The 21,945-nt window shown below is 65.7% G+C and carries 22 protein-coding genes and 1 tRNA gene; 15 read left to right on the forward strand and 8 right to left on the reverse strand.

Going from position 1 to position 21,945, the window contains the following annotated elements; translation table 11 throughout:
- Positions 1 to 8: 8 nt before the first annotated feature.
- Positions 9 to 839, reverse strand: a complete 831-nt coding sequence (mutM, locus tag BFE01S_RS23900) for a bifunctional DNA-formamidopyrimidine glycosylase/DNA-(apurinic or apyrimidinic site) lyase (RefSeq protein WP_028227678.1) — start codon at positions 837 to 839, stop codon at positions 9 to 11.
- Between the two features lie 137 nt (positions 840 to 976).
- Between mutM and BFE01S_RS23905 the strand changes: the two genes are divergently transcribed.
- From BFE01S_RS23905 to hisC, 8 genes are all read left to right on the forward strand, one after another.
- Positions 977 to 2,821, forward strand: coding sequence for a tetratricopeptide repeat protein (locus BFE01S_RS23905; protein WP_028227679.1), 1,845 nt, complete (start codon positions 977 to 979; stop codon positions 2,819 to 2,821).
- A gap of 62 nt (positions 2,822 to 2,883) precedes the next feature.
- Positions 2,884 to 3,549: a lipoprotein insertase outer membrane protein LolB gene (gene lolB / locus BFE01S_RS23910; RefSeq protein ID WP_084170120.1), complete on the forward strand. Its 666-nt coding sequence runs from the start codon at positions 2,884 to 2,886 to the stop codon at positions 3,547 to 3,549.
- 26 nt (positions 3,550 to 3,575) lie between these two features.
- Entirely contained in the window at positions 3,576 to 4,478 is a 903-nt protein-coding gene (gene ispE, locus BFE01S_RS23915) for a 4-(cytidine 5'-diphospho)-2-C-methyl-D-erythritol kinase (protein ID WP_028227681.1), read from the forward strand.
- Positions 4,479 to 4,531: 53 nt separating this feature from the next.
- Positions 4,532 to 4,608 (forward strand) — tRNA-Gln (locus BFE01S_RS23920).
- 81 nt (positions 4,609 to 4,689) lie between these two features.
- Entirely contained in the window at positions 4,690 to 5,646 is a 957-nt protein-coding gene (locus BFE01S_RS23925; RefSeq protein ID WP_028227682.1) for a ribose-phosphate pyrophosphokinase, read from the forward strand.
- 180 nt (positions 5,647 to 5,826) lie between these two features.
- Positions 5,827 to 6,429 carry a 50S ribosomal protein L25/general stress protein Ctc gene (locus tag BFE01S_RS23930; protein WP_028227683.1) on the forward strand — a complete coding sequence of 201 codons (603 nt, stop codon included), beginning with the start codon at positions 5,827 to 5,829 and terminating at the stop codon, positions 6,427 to 6,429.
- Between the two features lie 185 nt (positions 6,430 to 6,614).
- A complete protein-coding gene (pth, locus tag BFE01S_RS23935) occupies positions 6,615 to 7,217 on the forward strand; it encodes an aminoacyl-tRNA hydrolase (protein WP_028227684.1) in 603 nt (200 codons plus the stop codon).
- A 53-nt stretch (positions 7,218 to 7,270) separates the two neighbouring features.
- Entirely contained in the window at positions 7,271 to 8,338 is a 1,068-nt protein-coding gene (gene hisC / locus BFE01S_RS23940) for a histidinol-phosphate transaminase (protein WP_028227685.1), read from the forward strand.
- A gap of 93 nt (positions 8,339 to 8,431) precedes the next feature.
- Here hisC and BFE01S_RS23945 read toward each other — a convergent pair whose 3' ends face one another.
- The 3 genes from BFE01S_RS23945 to rsmD form a co-directional block, all read right to left on the reverse strand.
- Positions 8,432 to 8,689 (reverse strand): YfhL family 4Fe-4S dicluster ferredoxin, encoded by a 258-nt coding sequence (locus tag BFE01S_RS23945; RefSeq protein WP_028227686.1) that lies wholly within the window; start codon positions 8,687 to 8,689, stop codon positions 8,432 to 8,434.
- Positions 8,690 to 8,780: 91 nt separating this feature from the next.
- Complete coding sequence (coaD, locus tag BFE01S_RS23950; RefSeq protein WP_028227687.1) at positions 8,781 to 9,284, reverse strand: pantetheine-phosphate adenylyltransferase; 504 nt, start codon at positions 9,282 to 9,284, stop codon at positions 8,781 to 8,783.
- Positions 9,285 to 9,423: 139 nt separating this feature from the next.
- Positions 9,424 to 10,074, reverse strand: a complete 651-nt coding sequence (rsmD, locus tag BFE01S_RS23955) for a 16S rRNA (guanine(966)-N(2))-methyltransferase RsmD (protein ID WP_028227688.1) — start codon at positions 10,072 to 10,074, stop codon at positions 9,424 to 9,426.
- Between the two features lie 229 nt (positions 10,075 to 10,303).
- Here rsmD and ftsY point away from each other — a divergent pair, with 229 nt between their 5' ends.
- A complete protein-coding gene (gene ftsY / locus BFE01S_RS23960) occupies positions 10,304 to 11,485 on the forward strand; it encodes a signal recognition particle-docking protein FtsY (protein ID WP_028227689.1) in 1,182 nt (393 codons plus the stop codon).
- A 108-nt stretch (positions 11,486 to 11,593) separates the two neighbouring features.
- On the opposite strand, the gene maiA is transcribed toward ftsY, so the two are convergent.
- Both maiA and BFE01S_RS23970 read right to left on the reverse strand, forming a co-directional pair.
- A complete protein-coding gene (maiA, locus tag BFE01S_RS23965) occupies positions 11,594 to 12,241 on the reverse strand; it encodes a maleylacetoacetate isomerase (protein ID WP_028227690.1) in 648 nt (215 codons plus the stop codon).
- Positions 12,242 to 12,304: 63 nt separating this feature from the next.
- Positions 12,305 to 13,003: a fumarylacetoacetate hydrolase family protein gene (locus tag BFE01S_RS23970; protein ID WP_028227691.1), complete on the reverse strand. Its 699-nt coding sequence runs from the start codon at positions 13,001 to 13,003 to the stop codon at positions 12,305 to 12,307.
- Positions 13,004 to 13,271: 268 nt separating this feature from the next.
- On the opposite strand from BFE01S_RS23970, the gene ybiB reads away from it, so the two are divergent.
- Positions 13,272 to 14,234, forward strand: coding sequence for a DNA-binding protein YbiB (gene ybiB, locus BFE01S_RS23975; RefSeq protein ID WP_028227692.1), 963 nt, complete (start codon positions 13,272 to 13,274; stop codon positions 14,232 to 14,234).
- A 219-nt stretch (positions 14,235 to 14,453) separates the two neighbouring features.
- Here ybiB and BFE01S_RS44530 read toward each other — a convergent pair whose 3' ends face one another.
- Positions 14,454 to 14,672, reverse strand: coding sequence for a hypothetical protein (locus BFE01S_RS44530; RefSeq protein ID WP_156967135.1), 219 nt, complete (start codon positions 14,670 to 14,672; stop codon positions 14,454 to 14,456).
- 32 nt (positions 14,673 to 14,704) lie between these two features.
- Between BFE01S_RS44530 and leuA the strand changes: the two genes are divergently transcribed.
- Positions 14,705 to 16,354, forward strand: a complete 1,650-nt coding sequence (gene leuA / locus BFE01S_RS23985; protein ID WP_028227693.1) for a 2-isopropylmalate synthase — start codon at positions 14,705 to 14,707, stop codon at positions 16,352 to 16,354.
- A 256-nt stretch (positions 16,355 to 16,610) separates the two neighbouring features.
- Here the strand turns inward: leuA and BFE01S_RS23995 are convergent, their stop codons facing one another.
- The gene (locus BFE01S_RS23995; RefSeq protein ID WP_028227694.1) at positions 16,611 to 16,994 is read right to left on the reverse strand and encodes a nuclear transport factor 2 family protein; all 384 of its coding nucleotides are present in this window, start codon (positions 16,992 to 16,994) and stop codon (positions 16,611 to 16,613) included.
- A 584-nt stretch (positions 16,995 to 17,578) separates the two neighbouring features.
- Here BFE01S_RS23995 and rpoH point away from each other — a divergent pair.
- The 4 genes from rpoH (at position 17,579) to cydB (ending at position 21,929) form a co-directional block, all read left to right on the forward strand.
- Positions 17,579 to 18,520 (forward strand): RNA polymerase sigma factor RpoH, encoded by a 942-nt coding sequence (gene rpoH / locus BFE01S_RS24000; protein ID WP_028227695.1) that lies wholly within the window; start codon positions 17,579 to 17,581, stop codon positions 18,518 to 18,520.
- Between the two features lie 375 nt (positions 18,521 to 18,895).
- Complete coding sequence (cydP, locus tag BFE01S_RS24005; protein WP_028227696.1) at positions 18,896 to 19,183, forward strand: cytochrome oxidase putative small subunit CydP; 288 nt, start codon at positions 18,896 to 18,898, stop codon at positions 19,181 to 19,183.
- On the forward strand, positions 19,173 to 20,762 hold the full coding sequence (locus BFE01S_RS24010; RefSeq protein ID WP_028227697.1) for a cytochrome ubiquinol oxidase subunit I: 1,590 nt from the start codon (positions 19,173 to 19,175) through the stop codon (positions 20,760 to 20,762). The genes cydP and BFE01S_RS24010 overlap by 11 nt, the downstream gene beginning before the upstream one ends.
- Before the next feature lie 30 nt (positions 20,763 to 20,792).
- Positions 20,793 to 21,929: a cytochrome d ubiquinol oxidase subunit II gene (gene cydB, locus BFE01S_RS24015; protein ID WP_028227698.1), complete on the forward strand. Its 1,137-nt coding sequence runs from the start codon at positions 20,793 to 20,795 to the stop codon at positions 21,927 to 21,929.
- Positions 21,930 to 21,945 lie beyond the last annotated feature (16 nt).

Consider the following 21,945-nt stretch of genomic DNA (forward strand, 5'->3'; position numbering starts at 1 on the left):
CCGGAAGTTCAGCGCTGGCAGCGCGGACAGAAATAGGTGGACCGCTGCCCCTGCACGATCTGCTTGATGGGCGTGCCGCACACGCGGCAAGGCGCGCCGGCGCGGTCATAAACGAAATATTCGAGCTGGAAATAGCCGCTTTCGCCATTGCTGCCGACGAAATCGCGCAGCGTGCTGCCGCCCTTCTCGATCGCGGAAGCGAGCACGGCGCGCACCGCATCCGCAAGCAGTTCGTAGCGCGCGAGCGAGACGCGGCCCGCCGGCGTGGTGGGCCGGATGCCGGCGCGAAAGAGGCTTTCCGACGCGTAAATATTGCCCACGCCCACGACGATATCGCCCGCGAGCAGCGCCTGCTTGACGGAAACCTTGCGGCCGCGCGTTTCGCGATAGAGCAGCGCGCCGTCGAAAGCCGGGGTGAACGGCTCGATGCCGAGCCCTGCGAGCAGCGGATGGCCCAGCACGTCGCCCGCCTCGCGCGGATGCCAGAGCACGGCGCCAAAGCGCCGCGGATCGCGAAAGCGCAGCGTGAAGTCGTCGAAGAGCCAGTCGATGTGGTCGTGCTTTTCGGCGGCGGGCGGCCGCGGCATGTTACGTATCACGCGTAGCGTGCCCGTCATGCCGAGGTGGACGATGAACCACCCGTCCTCCACCTCGAAGAGCAGATATTTGCCGCGCCGCCCCACCGAGCGCACGGTCCTGCCGCGCAGCGTGCGCGCGAGCGCGGCGGGCACCGGCCAGCGCAGCGCCGGGTTGCGCACGTCCACGCGCTCGACCCGGCGGCCGGCGACCCAGGGCTCGATTCCCCGGCGGGTGACCTCAACTTCTGGCAGTTCTGGCATGTCTAACGTAGGGCCTCGTCATACCCGGGTCCGATGACGGATCCGGGTTGGTCTGCAACTTGCATAATCGTTTGTGCGCGTTGTGCGCGTATTGTAGCCAGCGCGTTACAATCGACCGAAACATTCGACGGAATTCCATGGAACTGTCTTTCGTAAAGCTGTTTGCGAAGCGCCCGTCCACTGTGGCGCAGCGCCTGCCCGTGGGCATCGGAGCCCGCCGCCTCCTGGGCGCGGCGGTGCTCGCAGCCTGGGCGTTGACCACGTCGAGCGCGTACGCGCAGGATCCGGCCCTCGACACCGACGACACTTCCGTCTCGATCCCCGATGTCTTCGGCCCGGAAACGGCCGATGAGAAGAAGGATCTGCCCGACGTCGCCCTGAACAGCCAGATCGTCTTCCAGGTGCTCGCTGCGGAAATCGCGCTTCAGCGCGACCAGCCGGCGCCCGCCTACCAGACCTACCTCGCGCTCGCGCGCGACACGCACGACCCGCGCATGGCGCAGCGCGCGACCGAGATCGCGCTCGCGGCCCAGAGCCCGTCCGACGCGCTGAACGCGGTCCAGTTGTGGCAGCAGTACGCGCCGGATTCGGAGCGCGCCGCGCAGCTCGACGCCTCGCTCCTGATACTTTCCGGCCGCCCCGACGACGCCGCGCCGCTGCTCGCGCGCGAACTGGCGCGCGTGCCGGCCGACCAGCGCGGCCCCGCGCTGGTCTCGCTGCAACTGTTGATCTCGCGCGGCCCGAACCGCGTGGGCGGCCTGAACGTGCTGAAGGATCTGCTCAAGGACGACATGAACCGTCCCGAGGCGCAGCTCGCGATCGGCCGCCAGCAGTTGCTGGCCGACGACGTGCCCGGCGCGCGCAAGTCGTTCGAGCAGGCGCTCACGATCAAGCCCGACTACCTGCCCGCCGCGCTGATGCTCGCGCAGATGGGTCCGGAAGAGCGCAGCGAAGGGATCGCCGCGATCGAAAAGTACGTGCAGCAGAACCCGAAGTCGCATGAGGGGCGTCTTGCGCTCGCGCAGACCTACCTCGCGGCCGACCGCCTGGACGACGCGCAGAAGCAGTTCGAGATCCTGCACAAGGACAACGCGAACGACCTGATGCCGGTGATGGCGCTCGCGCTGATCGCCGTGCAGCAGAAGAACTACGACGCCGCGCAGAAGTCCCTGCTCCAGTACACCCAGCTCGCGGAAAAGACCCCGGGCGCGGACCCGGGCCAGGGCTACATCTACCTCGCGCAGCTCGCCATCGAACAGAAGGACGACGCCACGGCGCAGAAGTGGCTCGACAAGATCGCCCCCAGCAGCCAGCAGTACATCCCGGCGCAGATCACGCGCGCGCAGTTGCTCGACAAGGAAGGCAAGGTTGACGACGCGCGCCGCCAGCTCGCGAGCATCCAGACCGACGACCCGCGCGACCAGGCGCTGATTGCCCGTACCGACGCCGCGATCCTGTTCGACGCGAAGCGCTATCCGGAAGCGGAGGCGCGCCTCGCGAAGGCCGTTTCGGACTTCCCGGACGATCCCGACCTCGCCTACGACTACGCCATGGCCGCCGAGAAAACCGGCCACTACGACGTGATGGAAACGCAGCTGCGCAAGCTGATGAAGACGCAGCCCGACAATCCGCAGGCGTACAACGCGCTGGGCTACTCGCTCGCAGACCGCAACCAGCGCCTGCAGGAAGCGGACAAGCTAGTCGAGAAGGCTTCGGCGCTCGCGCCGGACGACGCGTTCATCATGGACAGCGTGGGCTGGGTGAAGTATCGCCTCGGCGACAACGCCGACGCCATCAAGCTGCTGCGCAAAGCCTACAGCCTCCAGCCGAATGCCGAAATCGGCGCACATCTCGGCGAAGTGCTGTGGAAGAACGGCGACCAGGACGGCGCACGCGAAGCCTGGCGCGAAGCGCGCAAGCTCGAGCCCGACAACGACACGCTCCTGAAGACGCTCAAGCGCTTTCAGGTCAACGATCTTTGATCCCGGTCCCTGATTTTGGCCGACCTTTGCTAACTCTCGCTGACTTTTGCTGATTTTTGCTGATGGCAGATAACCGAACGACTTTCCGCCCCGCCTCGCCGGCTTCGTATCGCGCCCGCTTTCTGCGGCGCCCGGCGCTCGGCGTGGCGGCGGCCGCTCTTTTCGCACTGGCAGGCTGTGCCACGGCGCCGCATCACCCCGTCAATCAACCCTCCACCGCGAACGCCACCACGTCGCTCACCACGCAGACGAGCCGCGCCTACCACGGCCGCTTCGCGGTGCAGTACGTCGATCAGAACGACCAGCAGCGCAACGCCTACGGCAATTTCGACTGGCGCGAGACCGACTCCACGGTGACGCTGGAACTGCTCAATCCGCTCGGGCAGACGCTCGCGATCGTCACGTCGTCGCCGGCGCAGGCGACGCTCGAACTGCCGAACCGCCAGCCGCTCACCGCGGACAATGTCTCGACGCTGATGCAGCAGGCGCTCGGCTTCGCGCTGCCGGTGGAAGGCCTGCGCTACTGGCTGCAGCCTTCGGTGGCGCCGACCTCGCGCGCGCATACGAAGGCCGATCCGCAGGATCCGTCGCGCCTCGCGCAGATCAAGCAGGATGGCTGGACCATCGACTACGTTGCCTACGCCGACGCACCGGCCACCGGCGTCAAGCGCGTGAACCTCACGCGCGAAGACCCGCCGCTCCAGATCAAGCTCGTGCTCGACCAGTAACAGGCGGCCCGCGCGCCCAACGCATCATGACCGAAACTCAAGACTCGCTGCGCGACTGTCTCGCGCCCGCGAAACTCAATCTGTTCCTGCACATCACCGGCCGCCGCGCGGACGGCTATCACAACCTGCAGTCCGTGTTTCAACTGCTCGACTGGGGCGACACGCTGCACTTCAACCGGCGCAACGACGGCCGCATCATGCGCACGACCGAAGTGGAAGGCGTGCCGGCGGAGCAGGACCTCACCGTCCGTGCGGCAATGCTGCTCAAGCAGCACACGGGCACGCGGGAAGGCGTGGAGATCGACATCGAAAAGCGCCTGCCGATGGGGGCGGGTCTTGGCGGCGGCAGCTCGGATGCGGCGACCACGCTGCTCGCGCTCAACCGCCTCTGGAAGCTCAACCTGACGCGTGCCGAATTGCAGGCGCTCGCCCTGAAACTGGGCGCCGATGTACCGTTCTTCGTGTTCGGCAAAAATGGCTTCGCGGAGGGTGTCGGCGAGGCATTGGAGGCGGTACAATTGCCCCCGCGTCATTTTTTGGTCGTGACGCCGCAAGTGCATGTTCCAACTGCCGCGATTTTCTCGGAAAAAGCGTTGACAAGGGACACAAAGCCTTGCAGAATAGCAGTCTTTCTTGCACAGCAAGCAGCGCAAAAGGGATGGCCAGACAGCTTCGGCCAGAACGACATGCAAGCGGTTGTCGCAGGAAAATACGCGGAAGTAGCGCAGGTGCTGGGATGGTTCGACAACATCGCACCGGCGCGGATGACCGGATCGGGCGCAAGCGTATTTGCAGCGTTCGCCAGCCGGGCCGAAGCAGAAGCGGCGCAGTCGCAACTGCACGATTATTCGGTCAGGACTGAAGCGAACTGGCGCAGCGCAGTGACCTCGAGTCTGGACACGCATCCACTCTTCGCTTTCGCGGCATAAGTTTTAGCCTCATTGAGCGCCCTATCCGTTCAATGAAGCGCAAAGTTAAGTGTAGGGGAGTCGCCAAGTTGGTTAAGGCACCGGATTTTGATTCCGGCATGCGAGGGTTCGAGTCCTTCCTCCCCTGCCAAAAATTCCAGCGGTTCCGATGCAACGCGTCGTGAAGCGCTTGTAGTTCCTCTCGCCCTCCCAAGTCCGCAGCAGGTGCATGATGAGCAGCCATGACGGCCTGATGGTTTTTACTGGCAACGCAAATCCCGCGCTTGCCCAGGAAGTCGTCAATATCCTCGGTATTCCCCTCGGCAAGGCTATGGTTAGCCGCTTCTCCGACGGTGAAATCCAGGTCGAAATCCAGGAAAACGTGCGGGGCAAGGACGTCTTCGTCCTGCAGTCCACCTGCGCGCCGGCCAACGACAACCTGATGGAACTGATGATCATGGTCGATGCGCTCAAGCGCGCATCCGCCGGCCGGATCACCGCAGCCATCCCCTACTTCGGCTATGCCCGCCAGGACCGCCGCCCGCGTTCGGCGCGCGTCGCCATCTCGGCCAAGGTCGTGGCGAACATGCTGGAAATCGCCGGCGTCGAGCGGATCATCACGATGGATCTGCACGCCGACCAGATTCAGGGCTTCTTCGATATTCCCGTCGACAACATCTACGCAACGCCCGTGCTGCTCGGGGATCTGCGCAAGCAGAACCACGAGAACCTGCTGGTCGTTTCGCCTGACGTCGGCGGCGTGGTGCGCGCCCGTGCGCTCGCCAAGCAGCTCAACTGCGATCTCGCGATCATCGACAAACGCCGCCCCAAGGCGAACGTCGCCGAAGTGATGAACATCATCGGCGAAGTCGAAGGCCGCACCTGCGTGATCATGGACGACATGGTCGACACCGCCGGCACGCTCTGCAAGGCCGCTCAGGTTCTCAAGGAGCGCGGCGCGAAGAAGGTGTTCGCTTACGCTACGCACCCGGTGCTCTCGGGTGGCGCGGGCGAGCGTATCGCCGCTTCCGCGCTCGACGAGCTGGTTGTGACCGACACGATTCCGCTCGGCGCCGAAGCGCGTTCGTGCGCGAAGATCCGCTCGCTCACGAGCGCGGGACTCCTCGCCGAAACGTTCTCGCGCATCCGCCGCGGCGATTCGGTGATGTCGCTCTTCGCAGAGAGTTAAACCATTCGCGCCAAAGCGCGGCATTCGCAAGGATGCCGCGCTTTGGTGTAATCGGTGCGAGCGGACGTAGCTTCGCACCGTATAGTCGGGGGCCTTCAGGCACATGGTCCGCTGAGGATCAGCCGAAAAGGCCCCGTTTTACTGCCTGGTCGCGGGCAGTGTAATGAACAGAGAAAACCCATGAAAGTCATCGCTTTCGAACGCAATCTGCAAGGTACGGGTGCGAGCCGCCGCCTGCGCAACGCCGGCAAGACGCCGGGCATCGTGTACGGTGTCGGCGTTGAGCCGCAACTGATCGAGCTCGATCACAATGCGCTGTGGCACGCCCTGAAGAAGGAAGCCTTCCACTCGTCGATCCTCGAGATCGAAGTGGCCGGCAAGTCGCAGCAAGTCCTGCTGCGCGACGTGCAATACCACCCGTTCCGTCAGCTCGTGCTGCACGTGGACTTCCAGCGCGTCGATCCGAACAAGAAGATCCACACGAAGGTGCCGCTCCACTTCCTGAACCAGGAAACCAACCCGGCTGTGAAGCTGGCGAGCGCGATCATCTCGCACGTCGTGAACGAAATCGAAGTGGTGTGCCTGCCGGGCTCGCTGCCGGAATTCCTCGAAGTCGACCTCGTGAAGATCGAAGCCGGTCAATCGCTGCACGCCAAGGACATCACGCTGCCGAACGGCGTGACGCTCGTCGCGCACGTCGAAGCGGAAAACCCGGTGATCGTCTCGGCGACGGTTCCGGCCGGTGCCGTGGCGGCAGCCGAAGGTGAAGCCGCAGCCGAGTAAGCTGCCGGATAGAACCGATATCCTCTCGATCCGTTTCTCTGAAACGGTCGACGTAACCCGCCGCGGTTCGCCCCGGCGGGTTTTTTTTCGCGTTTTTTTCGCGTTTTTTTCGCGTTTTTTTCGCGTTTTTTTCGTGTTTTTTTCGCGCAGTTTTCAGCGCAGTTTTCAGATTCGGGCAACAACACATGATCAGGTTGATCGTCGGACTCGGCAATCCCGGCGCCGAATACGCCGCGACGCGGCACAACGCCGGCTTCTGGTTCGTGGACCAGCTCGCGCGCGAAGCCGGCACGACGCTGCGCGACGAGCGGCGCTTCCACGGCCATTACGCGAAGGCGCGCCTCTACGGCGAGGAAGTGCATCTGCTTGAGCCGCAGACCTACATGAACCGCTCGGGCCAGTCGGTCGTCGCGCTCGCCCACTTCTTCAAGATCCTGCCCGACGAAATTCTCGTCGCGCACGACGAACTCGACCTGCCGCCCGGCACGGTCAAGCTCAAGCTCGGTGGCGGCAGCGGCGGCCATAACGGCCTGAAGGACATTTCCGCGCATCTCACGACGCAGCAATACTGGCGCCTGCGCATCGGCATCGGCCATCCGCGCGACCTGATTCCCGAGGGCGCGCGCGCCGGGGCCAAGCCCGACGTCGCAAACTTCGTGCTCAAGCCGCCGCGCCGCGAAGAGCAGGACGTGATCGACGCCTCGATCGAGCGCGCGCTCGCCGTCATGCCGGTTTTCGTGAAGGGCGAGACCGAACGCGCGGTCATGCAGCTGCACCGCAACGGTTGAGCGCGCAAGCCGCCGCAGCCCCCCCCTGAAGCGATGATTGGAAGGAGAAAGTCTTGAGCCGTTACTGGAGCGACATCGTCCACCGTCTCGTGCCCTACGTGCCGGGCGAGCAGCCCGCGCTGGCGAAGCCGGTGAAGCTGAACACCAACGAGAATCCGTATCCGCCCTCGCCGCGCGTGCTCGATGCGATCCGCGCCGAACTGGGCGAGCACGCCGAGTCGCTGCGCCGCTATCCGGATCCCATCGCGAAGCGTCTGCGCGCGACAGTGGCCGCGCATCACGGCCTGCGCGCCGACCAGGTGTTCGTCGGCAACGGCTCGGACGAGGTGCTCGCGCACGCCTTCCAGGCGCTCCTCAAGCACGATCTGCCGATCCTCTTTCCCGACATCTCGTACAGCTTCTACCCGACGTATGCGCGGCTCTACGACGTGCAATACCGCACGGTGCCGCTCGACGCCGCCTTCGCGATCCGCATCGAAGACTACGCGCAGCCCAACGGCGGCGTGATCTTCCCGAATCCGAACGCGCCCACGGGCCACGCGCTGCCGCTCGCGCAGATCGAAAAGCTCGTGGCGGCGAACGCGAACTCGGTGGTGATCGTGGACGAGGCCTATGTCGATTTCGGCGCCGAATCGGCCATCGCGCTGATCGACCGCTATCCGAACCTGCTGGTCGTGCACACCACCTCGAAGTCGCGCTCCCTCGCGGGCATGCGCGTGGGCTTCGCGTTCGGCCACGCCGATCTGATCGACGCGCTCAACCGCGTGAAGGACAGCTTCAATTCGTATCCGCTCGATCGCCTCGCCCAGGCTGCGGCCGTCGCGGCCTACGAGGATGTCGAATGGCTGCGCAGCACCCGCGAGCACGTCATGGCAAGCCGCGCGCGGCTCACCGCCTCGCTCGCGGCACTGGGATTCGAGGTCGTGCCTTCGGCCGCGAACTTCGTGTTCGCGCGCCACCCCGCACACGATGCGGCAGCCATCGGCGCGAAGCTGCGCGAGCAGGAGATTTTCGTGCGCCACTTCAACGCGCCGCGTATCGACCAGCATCTGCGCATCACGATCGGCACCGACGACGAATGCGATACGCTCGTGGCCGCGCTGAAGCGCATCGTGAAGTAAGCCGCGCGGCCGGGACCGCGGACCACGGACGAAAAAAAACGCGCCTCATGGGCGCGTTTTTTCATGCTGCCGGGGCGGGGCACGGAAGACACGTCAACCGTTCTTCGCCACCATCAGCGCGCGGTACTTCTCCATCAACCGATCGGGCGACTCCAGGTGCTCGGGATTGCGCGGAATGCACTCCACGGGGCACACCTGCACGCACTGCGGCTCGTCGAAGTGGCCGACGCACTCCGTGCACTTCTTCGGATCGATCACATAGATGTCCGGGCCCATCGAAATCGCATCGTTCGGGCACTCGGGCTCGCAAACGTCGCAATTGATGCACTCGTCGGTAATCATCAGGGCCATGCTGTTCTCACTTCATGCCGGCGCGCGGGCCGGCGTCATTCATTGCAGAGCCCTGTAGTTTACGCTGCTTTACGCCGGTTTGCCGCAGCGCTCAGGACTTCGCGGCCGCGCCGTCCAGCGAAGCCACCTTGTCCCGCAGGCGCTTTTCCACCGACGGGAACACGAACTTGCTCACGTCGCCGCCCAGTTGGGCGATTTCGCGCACGATGGTGCCCGAAATGAACTGATACTGATCCGAAGGCGTCATGAACATCGTTTCGACGTCCGGCAGCAGATAGCGGTTCATCCCCGCCATCTGGAACTCGTATTCGAAGTCCGACACGGCGCGCAGGCCGCGCACGATCACGCGCGCGTTATTGCTGCGCACGAAGTCCTTGAGCAGCCCCGTGAAGCTCATGACCTGCACGTTCGGATAATGGCCGAGCACCTCGTGGGCAATCTCGAGACGCTCGTCGAGCGAGAAGAACGGTTTCTTGTTGCGGCTGTCGGCAACACCCACCACCAGCGTGTCGAAAATGCTCGACGCGCGCCGCACGAGATCTTCGTGACCGCGCGTGAGCGGATCGAAGGTACCGGGGTACACGGCGACTACCATGAGGCTTCTCCTCTCTCAACAGAAATGGGGCGCGAATGCTGCGGGCCGCTGCCGGACCACGCCGGTCGCGACCGTCGCAGGGCAGGCGCAAGCACGTGCGTGACGGCCAAACCGTCCGCCGCTTGTTATGAAAGGCGCATTATTCCTCATTTTCGCGCTGCAGCAAATGATAGAAGACCGCACCCGCCTTGCCTTCGCGCACGACGCTCCAGCCTGCGAGAGCGGGCCGTGCGGCCGGGTCGAGACGCTCGCCGGACTCGACGTAGAGCCAGCCGTGGGGCGCGACGAGCGGCAGGGCCGCGTCCAGCGCGCGTGCGAGGAGCGCGGCGTCGCCGAAAGGCGGGTCGAGGAAAACCACGTCGAACGAGCCCGGCGCGAGGCCGGCAGCGAGGCGCAGCGCGTCGGCTTCGGCAATTTCGATGCTGCGGGCCGACAGGCGCGCCTGGTTCGCGCGCAGTTGCGCGGCGGCCCGGGCGTTGCGCTCGACCATCACGACGCGCGCAGCGCCGCGCGAAGCCGCTTCGAAGCCGAGTGCCCCACTGCCCGCGAACAGGTCGAGGCAGCGCAGGCCGTCGAGCTGCTGGCCGAGCCAGTTGAAGAGCGTCTCGCGCACGCGATCGGGCGTGGGGCGCAGCCCATCGAGATCGAGCACCGGCAGCGGCGTGCGCTTCCAGTCGCCGCCGATGATGCGGATCGTATGGGCGCCCGTGCCGCCGCCTTTGCCACGTGCAAGAGCGGCGGAAGCACCGGAGCGCGCGCCGTGCGGGCGCGGGGAGGAAGAACGGGTCATGCTTTTTTCTGGACGGCTGGCGAGTATCTGCGCGGCGCGCCTTGCCGGCGCCGCACCCCTGATGCGCGAACGTTACCACAGGCCCGGGCGCACGCCGCACGCTCACCGCAACGACGCGCCCGGGAGCGCCTGATAAAATGCCGTGTTTTCCGCACGTTGCCGCCTTTTCTCCGGCGTGGCGCGGCCCATTCCGCGCCAAATCCGCAGCGTGCCTCCACGACGCCAGACCATGTTCAGTTTCTTTAAACGACTCCGGGGCACCAAGGCCGACGAGAACGCCCAGGCCGAAGCCGGCGAAGCCACGCCGGCGCCCGAAAGCGAAGACGCAGGGGCCGAAGCCACGGCATCGGCAGCATCGGCAGCATCGTCTGCACCGGCCGCAGCGGCGCCCGCTCCTGCCGCGCCGGCGGCCTCCGCCTCGCTGCCGGCCGCCGCCCCCGCACGACCCGCAGCCGCGCAAACCGCCCAGGCGGACGAGATCGTCCCGCCGCCCGCCCCCGAACCCGCCGCAAAGCAGTCGTGGCTCACTCGCCTGAAGTCGGGCCTCGCGAAGACGAGCTCGAACCTCACGAGCATCTTCGTCAACGCGAAGATCGACGACGATCTGTACGAGGAGCTGGAAACGGCGCTCCTGATGTCGGATGCCGGCGTGGACGCCACCGAGTACCTGCTGGAAACGCTGCGCCAGAAGGTGCGCACCGAGCGCCTCACGGAAGCCGTCCAGGTGAAGGAAGCGCTGCGCCAGTTGCTGATCGACCTGCTCGCGCCGCTGCAGAAGTCGCTGGTGCTCGGCCGCGCGCAGCCGCTCGTGATGATGATTGCCGGCGTGAACGGCGCCGGCAAGACCACGAGCATCGGCAAGCTCGCCAAGCACCTGCAGCACTTCGACCAGAAGGTGCTGCTGGCCGCCGGCGACACGTTCCGCGCCGCCGCGCGCGAGCAGCTCGCGATCTGGGGCGAGCGCAACAACGTGACGGTCGTGCAGCAGGAAAGCGGCGACCCGGCCGCCGTGATCTTCGACGCCGTGAGCGCGGCCCGCGCCCGCGGCATCGACGTGGTGATGGCCGACACGGCCGGGCGCCTGCCCACGCAACTGCATCTGATGGACGAGCTCAGGAAGGTCAAGCGCGTGATCGGCAAGGCATTCGAAGGCGCGCCGCACGAAGTGCTGCTCGTGATCGACGCGAACACCGGCCAGAACGCGCTCACCCAGGTGAAGGCTTTCGACGACGCGCTCGGCCTCACCGGCCTCATCGTCACGAAGCTCGACGGCACCGCGAAGGGCGGTATCCTCGCGGCAATCGCGCGTCAGCGGCCGATTCCCGTGTACTTCATCGGCGTGGGCGAGAAGGTGGAAGACCTGCAGCCGTTCGACGCCGAGGAGTTCGTCGACGCGCTGCTCGGCAACTGAGCAGCCCCGGCGCGCACGGTTGCGTCAGGACGAGAGGACATAAAACAAAGGGCGTCGTTCGCAGGAACGACGCCCTTTTTCATGCGCGCGCCGCCAGCGGCGCGGTCACTACTCCGAGTCCGGCTGCACGCCCGGCGCAGCCTGCGCGAACGCCTCGATCTGCATCGCGCGGTCGTAAATGCGCTCGATGGTCGGGTAGCGCGTGGTGTCGATATTGAAGCGGTTCGCGTTGAAGACCTGCGGGATCAGGCACAGGTCGGCGACGGTCGGCGTGTCGCCGAAACACAGCTTGCCGGTGCGCGGATCGGCCGCCAGACGCGTTTCGAGCGTGCCGAACCCCAGCTCGATCCAGTGCCGGTACCACGCGTCCTTCGCGGCATCGTCCACGCCCAGCGTGTGCTTGAGGTACTTCAAGATCCGCAGGTTGTTCACCGGATGGATCTCGCACGCCACCTGGAGGCCGAGCGAGCGCACGTGCGCGCGATCGGCCGGCGACTTCGGCAGCAGCGGCGGCTCCGGGTGGGTCTCCTCCAGATACTCGATGATCGCGAGCGACTGCTGGATCGCATGCTGATCGTCGTCGATCAGCGTCGGCACGATGCCATCCGGATTGACCTCGCGGTAGGCGGGTTTCAGTTGCTCGCCACCCTCGCGCAGGAGGTGCACCGGCACGTAGTCGTACGGCAGGTTCTTCAGGTTCAGCGCGATACGCACGCGGTAGGAAGCGGAACTGCGGAAATAGCTGTAAAGCTTCATGCTCCTCTCGTCTCTCTTGTTTTCGATGGATTGCAGCGCTGGTTGCCCCGCCGCCGGCCGGCCTCAGACCACGCGCAGCGCGAACTCGCCCAGCCCGTCCACGCCGCCGCGCATCAAGTCGCCCTTCACCACGGCGCTCACACCCTCGGGCGTGCCCGTGTAGATCAGGTCGCCGGGCTTCAGCTCGAAGAGCGTCGAGAGATAGGCGACAGTGTCCGCCACCGGCCAGATCATCTGCGAGACGTCGGAGCGCTGCTTGTCCTCGCCGTTCACGGAGAGCCAGATCGCCCCTTTCGCGACCTGCCCCACCTGCGCGACCGGATGAATCGGGCCGATGGGCGCCGAATAGTCGAAGCCCTTCGCGGTGTCCCACGGGCGGCCCAGCTTCTTGGCTTCGGCCTGCAGGTCGCGGCGCGTCATGTCGAGGCCGAGCGCGTAGCCGTACACGTGATCGAGCGCGCTCGCCACGGGAATGTCCTTGCCGCCCTTGCCGATGGCCGCGACGAGCTCCATTTCGAAGTGCACGTTCTTCGACAGCGCCGGATACGGGAATTCGCCGGTCGAGCCGGGCGCGACGTAGAGGATCGCGTCGGCGGGCTTGGCGAAGAAGAACGGCGGTTCGCGGTCGGGATCGTGGCCCATCTCGCGCGCATGCGCCTCGTAGTTGCGCCCGACGCAATAGATGCGGCGCACGGGAAAGCGCTGGTCGCTGCCCACCACCGGCACCGATGCGGACGGCACCGGTTCGAAAACGTAAGTCATGGAGTTCTCCGTCTGCGTGAAGAGCCGAGCCGCGCGCGGGAGACCCAGGCGTCGGCGCAAATGACGAGTGTAACGCGCACGGCCCGAGCCGCGTGGCGGTGTAAGCAAGAGGGGCTGGCCGGGAAGCGAACGCCTCGTACCTGGCTTGCGTTTGCCCGCCGCCGCCAGCAAGCGGCCTCATGCGATACTGCACGCATCCCCGCTAATCCGAGACTCCTGCCGCCCGGACGCCCCACATGCGTTCCGGGTCCAGAGACTGCCGCACGCCATGAACGCCCCCGACGCCTCCGACACGTTTTCCTGCGCCCGCTTCATCAAGGAGATCGGCCGCGGCCCGAACGGCGCGCGCGCGCTGTCACCCGAAGACACCTACGCGCTCTACACCGCCATGCTCGACGGCCGCGTGCCGGACCTCGAACTCGGCGCGGTGCTGCTCGCGTACCGCCTGAAGGGCGAAACCGCCGCCGAACTGGCCGCGATGCTGGCCGCCGCACAGGCCTCGTTCGCGCCGCTCCACACGCCCGCCGGCGACTATCGCGCGGTCTCGATCCCGAGTTACAACGGCGCGCGCAAGCAGCCGAACCTCGTGCCGCTGCTCGCGTTCCTGCTCGCGCGCGAAGGCGTGCCGGTGCTGGTTCATGGCGTGAGCACCGACCCGGGCCGCGTCACGAGCGCCGAAATTTTCGCCGCGCTCGGCCAGCCCGTCGCGCGCGATCACGCCGAAATCGAAGCGCTGCTTGGCGAAAAGCGCGTTGCCTTCGCGCCGATCGAAGCGCTCGCGCCCGAGCTCGCCAGGTTGCTCGCGCTGCGCCGTCGCATGGGCGTGCGCAACTCCACCCATACGCTCGTGAAACTGCTGCAGCCTTTTGCGCAGCCGGGGCTGCGGCTCGTGAACTACACGCATCCGCCGTATCGCGAGAGCCTGAGCGCCCTCTTCGCGGCGCATCCCGAGGCCGCGGCGGGCGGCGCCCTGCTCGCACGCGGCACCGAAGGCGAAGCCGTCGCCGACACGCGCCGCCAGGTGCAGGTGGACTGGCTGCACGACGGGATCTGCGAAACGCTGATCGAACCGGAGCGCTCCTCGCCCGACGCTGCGGAAGTCGCGCTGCCGGAGGGCCGCGATGCGGCCACGACCGCCGCCTGGATCGGCGCCGTGCTGCGCGGCGAGGCGCCCGTGCCGGAGGCAATCGCACGCCAGGTGGAAACGATCAGGCGTATTGCCAGAGTCTGACAGCCCCGCCGCCCGAAAACCCGGCTGTTGACACGCAAGGCCGTCCTGCCTTACATTGGCCCAATGCGTTCCTTCCCGAACACCCTCCGAATTACCTCCGGCCGCCTGGCGGCCCTATCGCTACGTCTAGCGTAAGCCAAGCGTAGCGCTGCGCGACCGCCTCTCCGGTCGGCAGTCCTCCCAAGCAGTTTCTCGCAGTACCTCAACCCGCAGTTCCCTTTACAACTTGTCGTCTCTATTCGTCCGTTTACCGTTCGGACGAATCGCGAGGGTCAAAATGCACGTTGCATGGGCATCGTTCACGTCCTTTTTTGCCGCGCCGGTTACCGCCGCCACCGTGGCCGTCTTCTTCGCATCCGTGGTTTCCGCCCGGACGCCGGAAGTTTCGCGCATCGTGCTTCGTCGCCAGCCCGCCAGCCGCCCGCTGTCGACCACCATCGCAAACGACACCATGAAGCACGAGGCCCGTCATGTTGCGTAATCCCGCCGAGAAGTACCCCCCCTTTCCCGCCATCCGCCTGAACGGCCGCCGATGGCCCACGCGCACCGTCGAGCGCGCGCCCATCTGGATGAGTACCGATTTGCGCGACGGCAACCAGTCGCTGATCGAGCCGATGAGCATCGAGCAGAAGACCGAATTCTTCGAGATGCTGGTTGCGATCGGCTTCAAGGAAATCGAAGTCGGCTTTCCGTCGGCCTCGCAGACCGACTTCGATTTCGTGCGCAAGCTGATCGAAGAAAAGCGCATTCCCGAGGACGTGACCATCGAAGTGCTCGTGCAGTCGCGCGCGGACCTGATCGCGCGCACGTTCGAAGCCCTCGAAGGCGTGCCGCGCGCGATCGTGCACCTCTACAACGCGATCTGCCCGTCGTTCCGCAAGATCGTGTTCGGCCAGTCGAAGGACGAGGTGAAAGCGCTCGCCGTGGACGGCACGCGCATGATCCGCGAACACGCCGATGCGCATCCGCAAACGCACTGGATCTATCAGTACTCCCCCGAAACGTTCAGCATGACCGAACTCACGTTCGCGCGCGAAGTCTGCGACGCCGTGGCGCAAACCTGGCGCCCGACGCGCGAGCACAAGATGATCGTGAACCTGCCGGCCACGGTCGAAGCGGCCATGCCCAACGTCTACGCCGACCAGATCGAGTGGATGGACCGCAATCTCGCGTATCGCGACAGCATCGTGCTGTCGGTGCATCCGCATAACGACCGCGGCACGGCCGTCGCCGCCGCGGAAATGGCGCTGCTGGCCGGCGCGGACCGCATCGAAGGCTGCCTCTTCGGCAACGGCGAGCGCACCGGCAACGTCGATCTCGTCACCCTCGCGATGAACCTGTACACCCAGGGCATCGACCCCGGCCTCGACTTCTCCGATATCGACGCCATGCGCCGCGTGGTCGAGCGCTGCAACCAGTTGCCCGTGCATCCGCGCCATCCTTACGCGGGCGACCTCGTTTTCACGGCGTTCTCGGGCTCGCACCAGGACGCGATCCGCAAGGGCTTCGCGCAGCAAAAGGCCGGCGCGGTGTGGGAAGTGCCGTATCTGCCGATCGATCCCGCCGATCTCGGCCGCAGCTACGACGCCGTGATCCGCGTAAACAGCCAGTCGGGCAAGGGCGGGGCGACCTGGCTGCTCGAACGCGGCATGGGCTTCACGCCGCCGCGCCGTGTGCAGATCGAATTCAGCCATGCCGTGCAGACGGTTTCGGATGCGTCGGGCGAAGAGGTCACGGGCGACGCGATCTGCGCGCTCTTCGAACGCGAGTACTTCGAAACCGATGGCCCGGCGACGCACGCCGGCGCAGGCCGCGTGCGTTGGGATGACCGCGACGTCGTGGCGCCCTCCTCAGTGGCCGGCACCCAGGAAGCGCATGCTCAGGCCGTCGCTGACGCCATCGCGGCAGCGGCAGGGGTCGCGGTGGAGGTGACGTCGTTCGAAACCGCCCGCACCGAGCGGGGCGCCACGGCCGTATTCGTGGGCTGCCGCGTAGGCGGACAGCCGGTTCGCTACGGCGTGGGCGTGGCCGAAGACGGCGCGCACGCGACGGTCGCGGCTGTCGTGAGCGGTGTGAATCGCGCGGCCTGGCCTCGCGTGGATCGTCGCGCCGCGGCGTAAGGGCTCGTTGGCAATCGGGCGCCGCGCGCGCAACGACGTTCGGCGCGAAGCGGTGCAGCAGGTTCGGCAGTTTCAGCAGGGGAAGACGGAAAAGCAGCAGGAGGCGGGGTTCTGCATGGAACCGGGGTGAGCGGCTAACCAGCGCTCGAGCACCAACCCGGGCCGGCAGAGGGCGTTGGGCGCCAGCGGCAAAACGGGCCGCCGGCGTGAGCCCGGAGCGTCCAGAAGACGCGCCGGAAGAAAGGGCCTACCGGTCTTATTCGAGCGCACAACGCGTCGCCTGCCATGCGAGCAGGCGCCACTGCCCGTCCTCCTGGGTCTGGATGGCCGTATAGGCGATGGGGAACAGCAGCGCGCCGTTGTTGGCTTCCATCTCGATCAGCGCGCGCCCGGACACCACGCAGGTCTCGCGCCCCACGGGCAGCACGTCCTGCGTCTGGATCTCGATCTGGCGGTAGCGGCGGCGGCCCGCCGTGATGGCGTCGATGAACTGCTGCTTGGTCTCGCGCTTGCCGTTCGTGTGCACGTAGATCACGTTGTCCGACAGCAAAGCGTCCAGCGACGAACCGTCTCCGTCCACCATCGCACGGAAACGTTCGCGCTCCAGCCCGCGAATCGCATCGATCACTTTCGCCGCCATCGCTCTTGCCCCTTGCGCGCCCGTCCCGCCCCAGGCGGCAGACCGGCGCTGAAGATGTACCGCACGCGCTTCGCTGAAATTTATACCAGGTTTCGCTGCGTGGATACTTGCGATCAAAAGGCCGGGCGATTCAGCACGCATCGCCCGATGGCCGCCGATCCGTCCCTTTACGCTCTCCAGGATTCCCGCGCCGCCGCGCGACAGCACGCGCCCGATCGACGCAAGCGAGCACTTTTGGCAGCGTCCCCGGTCTATGCATAGTGGCTAGTCCGTTCGGCCAGCGATATTCAGCGCTTCCAGGGCGCTATGGCGGAACAGATCTGCCCCCTATTTATCTCCCCCTCCCAGGATCTGTCAGATCTAGAGGGTTTACTCGCCAATCTCGACCACGGCGTGCCCTCACGGGCTGTCAGCCCCGCCCCGTCAGGCTTCCAGCGAAATCTATCGAAACAACTATTTCGATAGCAGAAGTGGAACCTTGAAGCCCCTACAGACTCCAAGTATTAGCACTCGGTGGAGCAGAGTGCTAACATCCACCGTGGAGTCGCAGTCCGACTTTTGCAAGATATAGAGGAGTTCACTACGTGAGCAACGCACTGGCAATGACCCTTCCTGGTACGCTGAGCCCGACGCCGGCCAAGGCGGCGGGGGCAGGCGTGCTGGCGCTCGCGAATCAGTCCATGTTGCCCGGCCAGCTGGGCAATATCGACGCGTACATTCAGGCCGTCAACCGGATTCCCATGTTGACGCCTCAAGAGGAGCGCCAGTTCGCAACCGAGTTCCGCGAACAAAGCAATCTCGAATCCGCCCGTCGCCTCGTGCTGTCGCACCTGCGCCTCGTGGTTTCGATCGCCCGCAACTACCTGGGCTACGGCCTGCCGCACGCCGACCTGATCCAGGAAGGCAATATCGGCCTGATGAAGGCCGTGAAGCGCTTCGACCCGGAGCAGAACGTCCGCCTCGTGTCGTACGCCATGCACTGGATCAAGGCCGAGATCCACGAATACATCCTGCGCAACTGGCGCATGGTGAAGGTCGCCACGACCAAGGCGCAGCGCAAGCTGTTCTTCAACCTGCGCAGCCACAAGCAGGGCCTGCAGTCGTTCACGCCCGAGGAGATCGACGGCCTCGCGCAGGAGCTGAACGTCAAGCGCGAAGAAGTCGCGGAAATGGAAACGCGCCTGTCCGGTGCCGACATCGCGCTCGAAGGCCAGACCGACGACGGCGAAGAGTCGTTCGCGCCCATCGCCTGGCTGGCCGACTCGCACAGCGAGCCGACCGCCGTGCTGGCCGCGCGTCAGCGCGACCGCCTGCAGTCGGACGGCATCGCGAGCGCGCTGGAAGCACTCGACGCGCGCAGCCGCCGCATTATCGAGGCGCGCTGGCTGCACGTGGCCGACGACGGCTCGGGCGGTTCGACCCTGCACGAACTGGCCGACGAGTTCGGCGTATCGGCGGAGCGTATCCGTCAGATTGAAGCGAGCGCGATGAAGAAGATGCGCACGGCCCTGGCCGATTACAGCTAAGCCCCGACCGGTCTGTCAGACACCGGCACAGCCCCGCCCTCTCACGGCGGGGCTGTTTCTTTTTGGGCACGCGCCTGGCTTGGCCACGAGCGCCTCCGTGGCCACCCTCATCCCATGTTCCCCGATTTTTTCCTAAGATAAATGCGCACCCTGATGCGGTACGCATTCTAATTCGCCCCCAATTTATTGACTTGGGACAAATTAAATCGTAATACTGGTCAGGCGGCCCTGCGTTCGCGACGGGATGTCGCGGGCGGACTGTCGCATGCCCGGTGCCGCAATCTTAAAATTGTTCGTATGCACGATGTGCCTGGCGCCGGGCGGTCAACAGGCCCGGTCGGAAAACGAGTTTTAAGGGCAGTCAACCGATCCACCATGATCTCGACATCCGATCACCCTCCCCGGCCTCGCCTCGCGTTGCACGCGCGGCTCCTGCGCTGGGCACGCGGCCCGACCTTCGCACGCGACATCGTCTTCGTCCTCGCCTTCAAGCTCGTTTTGCTGATGGCGCTCAAATACACATTCTTCAACCATCCTCAGGCGGAAAACATGAACATGCCGCCCGCCGATGTCGCACGCGCCATTCTTTCGGTATCCGTGCCCACTGCGCCATCCCAGTCACCGGCGACGAACCCGACCCAAGGGGACCCCCATGCCCATTAGCGAAACCGTTGATCTCTCGCGGCTGCAGTTCGCGATCACTGCGCTCTATCACTTCCTCTTCGTGCCGCTCACGCTGGGCCTGTCGTGGCTGCTCGTCATCATGGAGTCGGTCTACGTCATGACCGGCAAGCAGATCTACAAGGACATGACGCAGTTCTGGGGCAAGCTGTTCGCCATCAACTTCGTGATGGGCGTCACCACCGGCCTCACCATGGAGTTCCAGTTCGGCACCAACTGGTCGTACTACTCGCACTACGTGGGCGACATCTTCGGCGTGCCGCTCGCCGTGGAAGGGCTCGCCGCGTTCTTCCTCGAATCGACCTTCGTCGGGCTGTTCTTCTTCGGCTGGAGCCGGCTCTCGAGGGGGCAGCACCTCATCACCACGTTCTTCGTGGCGCTCGGCTCGAACCTCTCCGCGCTCTGGATTCTGGTGGCCAACGGCTGGATGCAGAACCCCGTGGGCGCCGAGTTCAACTACGAAACCATGCGCATGGAGCTCACCAGTCTCTTCCAGGTGATCTTCAATCCGGTGGCGCAGGTGAAGTTCGTGCACACCGTTTCGGCCGGCTACGTGACCGCGTCGATGTTCGTGCTCGGCATTTCGTCGTGGTATCTGATCCGGCGCCGCGATGTCGATTTCGCGCTGCGCTCGTTCGCCATCGCCGCGGGCTTCGGCCTCGCCTCGACGCTGTGCGTGCTGGTGCTCGGCGACGAGTCGGGCTACACCACGGGCGAAGTGCAGCAGGTCAAGCTCGCCGCCATCGAAGCCGAGTGGGATACGGCACCCGCCCCCGCGCCGTTCACGCTGTTCGGCCTGCCGAACCAGAAGGAAGAGCGCACCGACTACGCGATCCGGATTCCTTACCTGATGGGCATTATCGCGACGCGCTCGATCGACGAGCCGGTGATCGGCCTGAAGGACCACATCGGCCGCGCCGAGGTGCGCATCCGCAACGGCATGCTCGCGTATGCCGCGCTGCAGAAGATGAAGGAAGGCAGCGCCGACACCGAAACGCGCGACGTCTTCGACGCGCACAAGGCCGATCTCGGCTACGGCCTGCTCGTGAAGCAGTTCGCGCCGAACGTGGTGGATGCGACGCCCGACCAGATCGAGGCCGCCGCGAAGAGCTCGATTCCGCCAGTCGCGCCCGTGTTCTGGTCGTTCCGGATGATGGTGGGCCTCGGCATCCTGTTCCTGCTGACCTTCGTGCTGGCGTTCTGGTTCTGCGCGCAGCGCTCGCTCTTGAAGCCGAGCCGCGCGTGGTTCCTGCGCTGGGCCGTGTGGGCGATCCCGCTGCCGTGGATCGCCGCCGAATTCGGCTGGATCGTCGCCGAGGTGGGCCGCCAGCCGTGGACCATCGCCGAAGTGCTGCCCACGCATCTTTCCGCGTCGAGCCTCGCGCCCGGCGACGTGATGCTGAGCATCGCCGGCTTCGTGGTGTTCTACACGGCGCTCTTCATCATCGAAATCACGCTGATGTTCAAGTACGCCCGGCTCGGTCCGTCTGCGCTGCACACGGGACGCTACTTCCACGAACAGGGCACCGCCCCGGCGGCCGGCAGCGGCAGCGCCGCCTGACGCCCCGCCCCACGCAAGGAACCGACAACCATGGACTACGCAACCCTCAAGCTCATCTGGTGGGTGCTGATCGGAGTGCTCCTGATCGGCTTCTCGCTCACCGACGGCTTCGACATGGGCGCCGCCGTGCTGCTGCCCTTCATCGGCAAGACCGATGCGGAGCGGCGCATCGTCATCAACACCGTGGGCGCGACGTGGGAAGGCAACCAGGTCTGGCTCATCACCGCGGGCGGCGCGATGTTCGCCGCCTGGCCGCTCGTGTATGCCGCCTCGTTCTCGGGCTTCTACTTCGCGATGCTGCTGGTGCTCTTCGCGCTGTTCTTCCGCCCGGTGGGCTTCGACTACCGCGGCAAGCGCGACAATCCCAAGTGGCGCAGCGCCTGGGACTGGGCGCTCTTCATCGGTGGCTTCGTGCCGGCGCTCGTGTTCGGCGTGGCCTTCGGCAACCTGCTCGAAGGCGTGCCGTTCGCCTACGACACCGACCTGCGCGTGACCTACCACGGCAGCTTCTGGGCCCTGCTCAACCCGTTCGCGCTCGTCTGCGGGCTCGTGAGCCTCACCATGCTCACCGCGCACGGCGCCGCCTTCGTGAAGCTCAAGAGCGACGGCGTGGTCGCCGCCCGCGCGAGCAAGGCACTGCGGATCGTCTCGCTGCTCGCGGTCGTGCTCTTCGTGGTGGCGGGCGTGATCGTCGCGACGCTGATCGGCGGCTACACCATCACCTCGGCGCCGCCGCTCGATTCGGCTTCGAATCCGCTGCTCAAGAGCGTCGAAGCCGGCCAGGGGCTGTGGCTCACCAACTATGGCCTCTACCCGTGGATGACCGTCGCGCCCGCGCTCGGCATCCTGGGCGGCCTCGTGGCGTGCGCGCTCGCGGGCTCGCGCTTCGAGAAAACGGCGTTCATCGCCACGGGGCTCATGATCGTCGGCGTGATCCTCACGGCGGGTTTCTCGATGTTTCCGTTCATCATGCCTTCGTCGCTCGACCCGCGCAGCAGCCTGACGGTGTGGGACTCGACCTCCAGCAAGACGACGCTCGAGATCATGCTCGTGGCCGTGATCATCTTCCTGCCCATCGTGCTTGCCTACACCACGTGGGCGTATCGCGTGATGCGCGGCAAGGTGACTGCCGCGGCCATCAAGGAGCAGCACAACTCGTTGTACTGACGAATTTCGAAGGAGT

The sequence above is a fragment of the Paraburkholderia ferrariae NBRC 106233 genome (genome assembly GCF_000685035.1).
Classification (GTDB): Bacteria; Pseudomonadota; Gammaproteobacteria; order Burkholderiales; family Burkholderiaceae; genus Paraburkholderia; species Paraburkholderia ferrariae.

What these genes read in the sequence shown, in the direction of transcription:
- mutM (WP_028227678.1), bottom strand. Translation starts at nt 839, where the DNA reads ATGCCAGAACTGCCAGAAGTTGAGGTCACCCGCCGGGGAATCGAGCCC.
- BFE01S_RS23905 (WP_028227679.1), top strand. Translation starts at nt 977, where the DNA reads ATGGAACTGTCTTTCGTAAAGCTGTTTGCGAAGCGCCCGTCCACTGTG.
- lolB (WP_084170120.1), top strand. Translation starts at nt 2,884, where the DNA reads ATGGCAGATAACCGAACGACTTTCCGCCCCGCCTCGCCGGCTTCGTAT.
- ispE (WP_028227681.1), top strand. Translation starts at nt 3,576, where the DNA reads ATGACCGAAACTCAAGACTCGCTGCGCGACTGTCTCGCGCCCGCGAAA.
- BFE01S_RS23925 (WP_028227682.1), top strand. Translation starts at nt 4,690, where the DNA reads ATGAGCAGCCATGACGGCCTGATGGTTTTTACTGGCAACGCAAATCCC.
- BFE01S_RS23930 (WP_028227683.1), top strand. Translation starts at nt 5,827, where the DNA reads ATGAAAGTCATCGCTTTCGAACGCAATCTGCAAGGTACGGGTGCGAGC.
- pth (WP_028227684.1), top strand. Translation starts at nt 6,615, where the DNA reads ATGATCAGGTTGATCGTCGGACTCGGCAATCCCGGCGCCGAATACGCC.
- BFE01S_RS23945 (WP_028227686.1), bottom strand. Translation starts at nt 8,689, where the DNA reads ATGGCCCTGATGATTACCGACGAGTGCATCAATTGCGACGTTTGCGAG.
- coaD (WP_028227687.1), bottom strand. Translation starts at nt 9,284, where the DNA reads ATGGTAGTCGCCGTGTACCCCGGTACCTTCGATCCGCTCACGCGCGGT.
- rsmD (WP_028227688.1), bottom strand. Translation starts at nt 10,074, where the DNA reads ATGACCCGTTCTTCCTCCCCGCGCCCGCACGGCGCGCGCTCCGGTGCT.
- ftsY (WP_028227689.1), top strand. Translation starts at nt 10,304, where the DNA reads ATGTTCAGTTTCTTTAAACGACTCCGGGGCACCAAGGCCGACGAGAAC.
- maiA (WP_028227690.1), bottom strand. Translation starts at nt 12,241, where the DNA reads ATGAAGCTTTACAGCTATTTCCGCAGTTCCGCTTCCTACCGCGTGCGT.
- BFE01S_RS23970 (WP_028227691.1), bottom strand. Translation starts at nt 13,003, where the DNA reads ATGACTTACGTTTTCGAACCGGTGCCGTCCGCATCGGTGCCGGTGGTG.
- ybiB (WP_028227692.1), top strand. Translation starts at nt 13,272, where the DNA reads ATGAACGCCCCCGACGCCTCCGACACGTTTTCCTGCGCCCGCTTCATC.
- BFE01S_RS44530 (WP_156967135.1), bottom strand. Translation starts at nt 14,672, where the DNA reads ATGGTGGTCGACAGCGGGCGGCTGGCGGGCTGGCGACGAAGCACGATG.
- leuA (WP_028227693.1), top strand. Translation starts at nt 14,705, where the DNA reads ATGTTGCGTAATCCCGCCGAGAAGTACCCCCCCTTTCCCGCCATCCGC.
- BFE01S_RS23995 (WP_028227694.1), bottom strand. Translation starts at nt 16,994, where the DNA reads ATGGCGGCGAAAGTGATCGATGCGATTCGCGGGCTGGAGCGCGAACGT.
- cydP (WP_028227696.1), top strand. Translation starts at nt 18,896, where the DNA reads ATGATCTCGACATCCGATCACCCTCCCCGGCCTCGCCTCGCGTTGCAC.
- BFE01S_RS24010 (WP_028227697.1), top strand. Translation starts at nt 19,173, where the DNA reads ATGCCCATTAGCGAAACCGTTGATCTCTCGCGGCTGCAGTTCGCGATC.
- cydB (WP_028227698.1), top strand. Translation starts at nt 20,793, where the DNA reads ATGGACTACGCAACCCTCAAGCTCATCTGGTGGGTGCTGATCGGAGTG.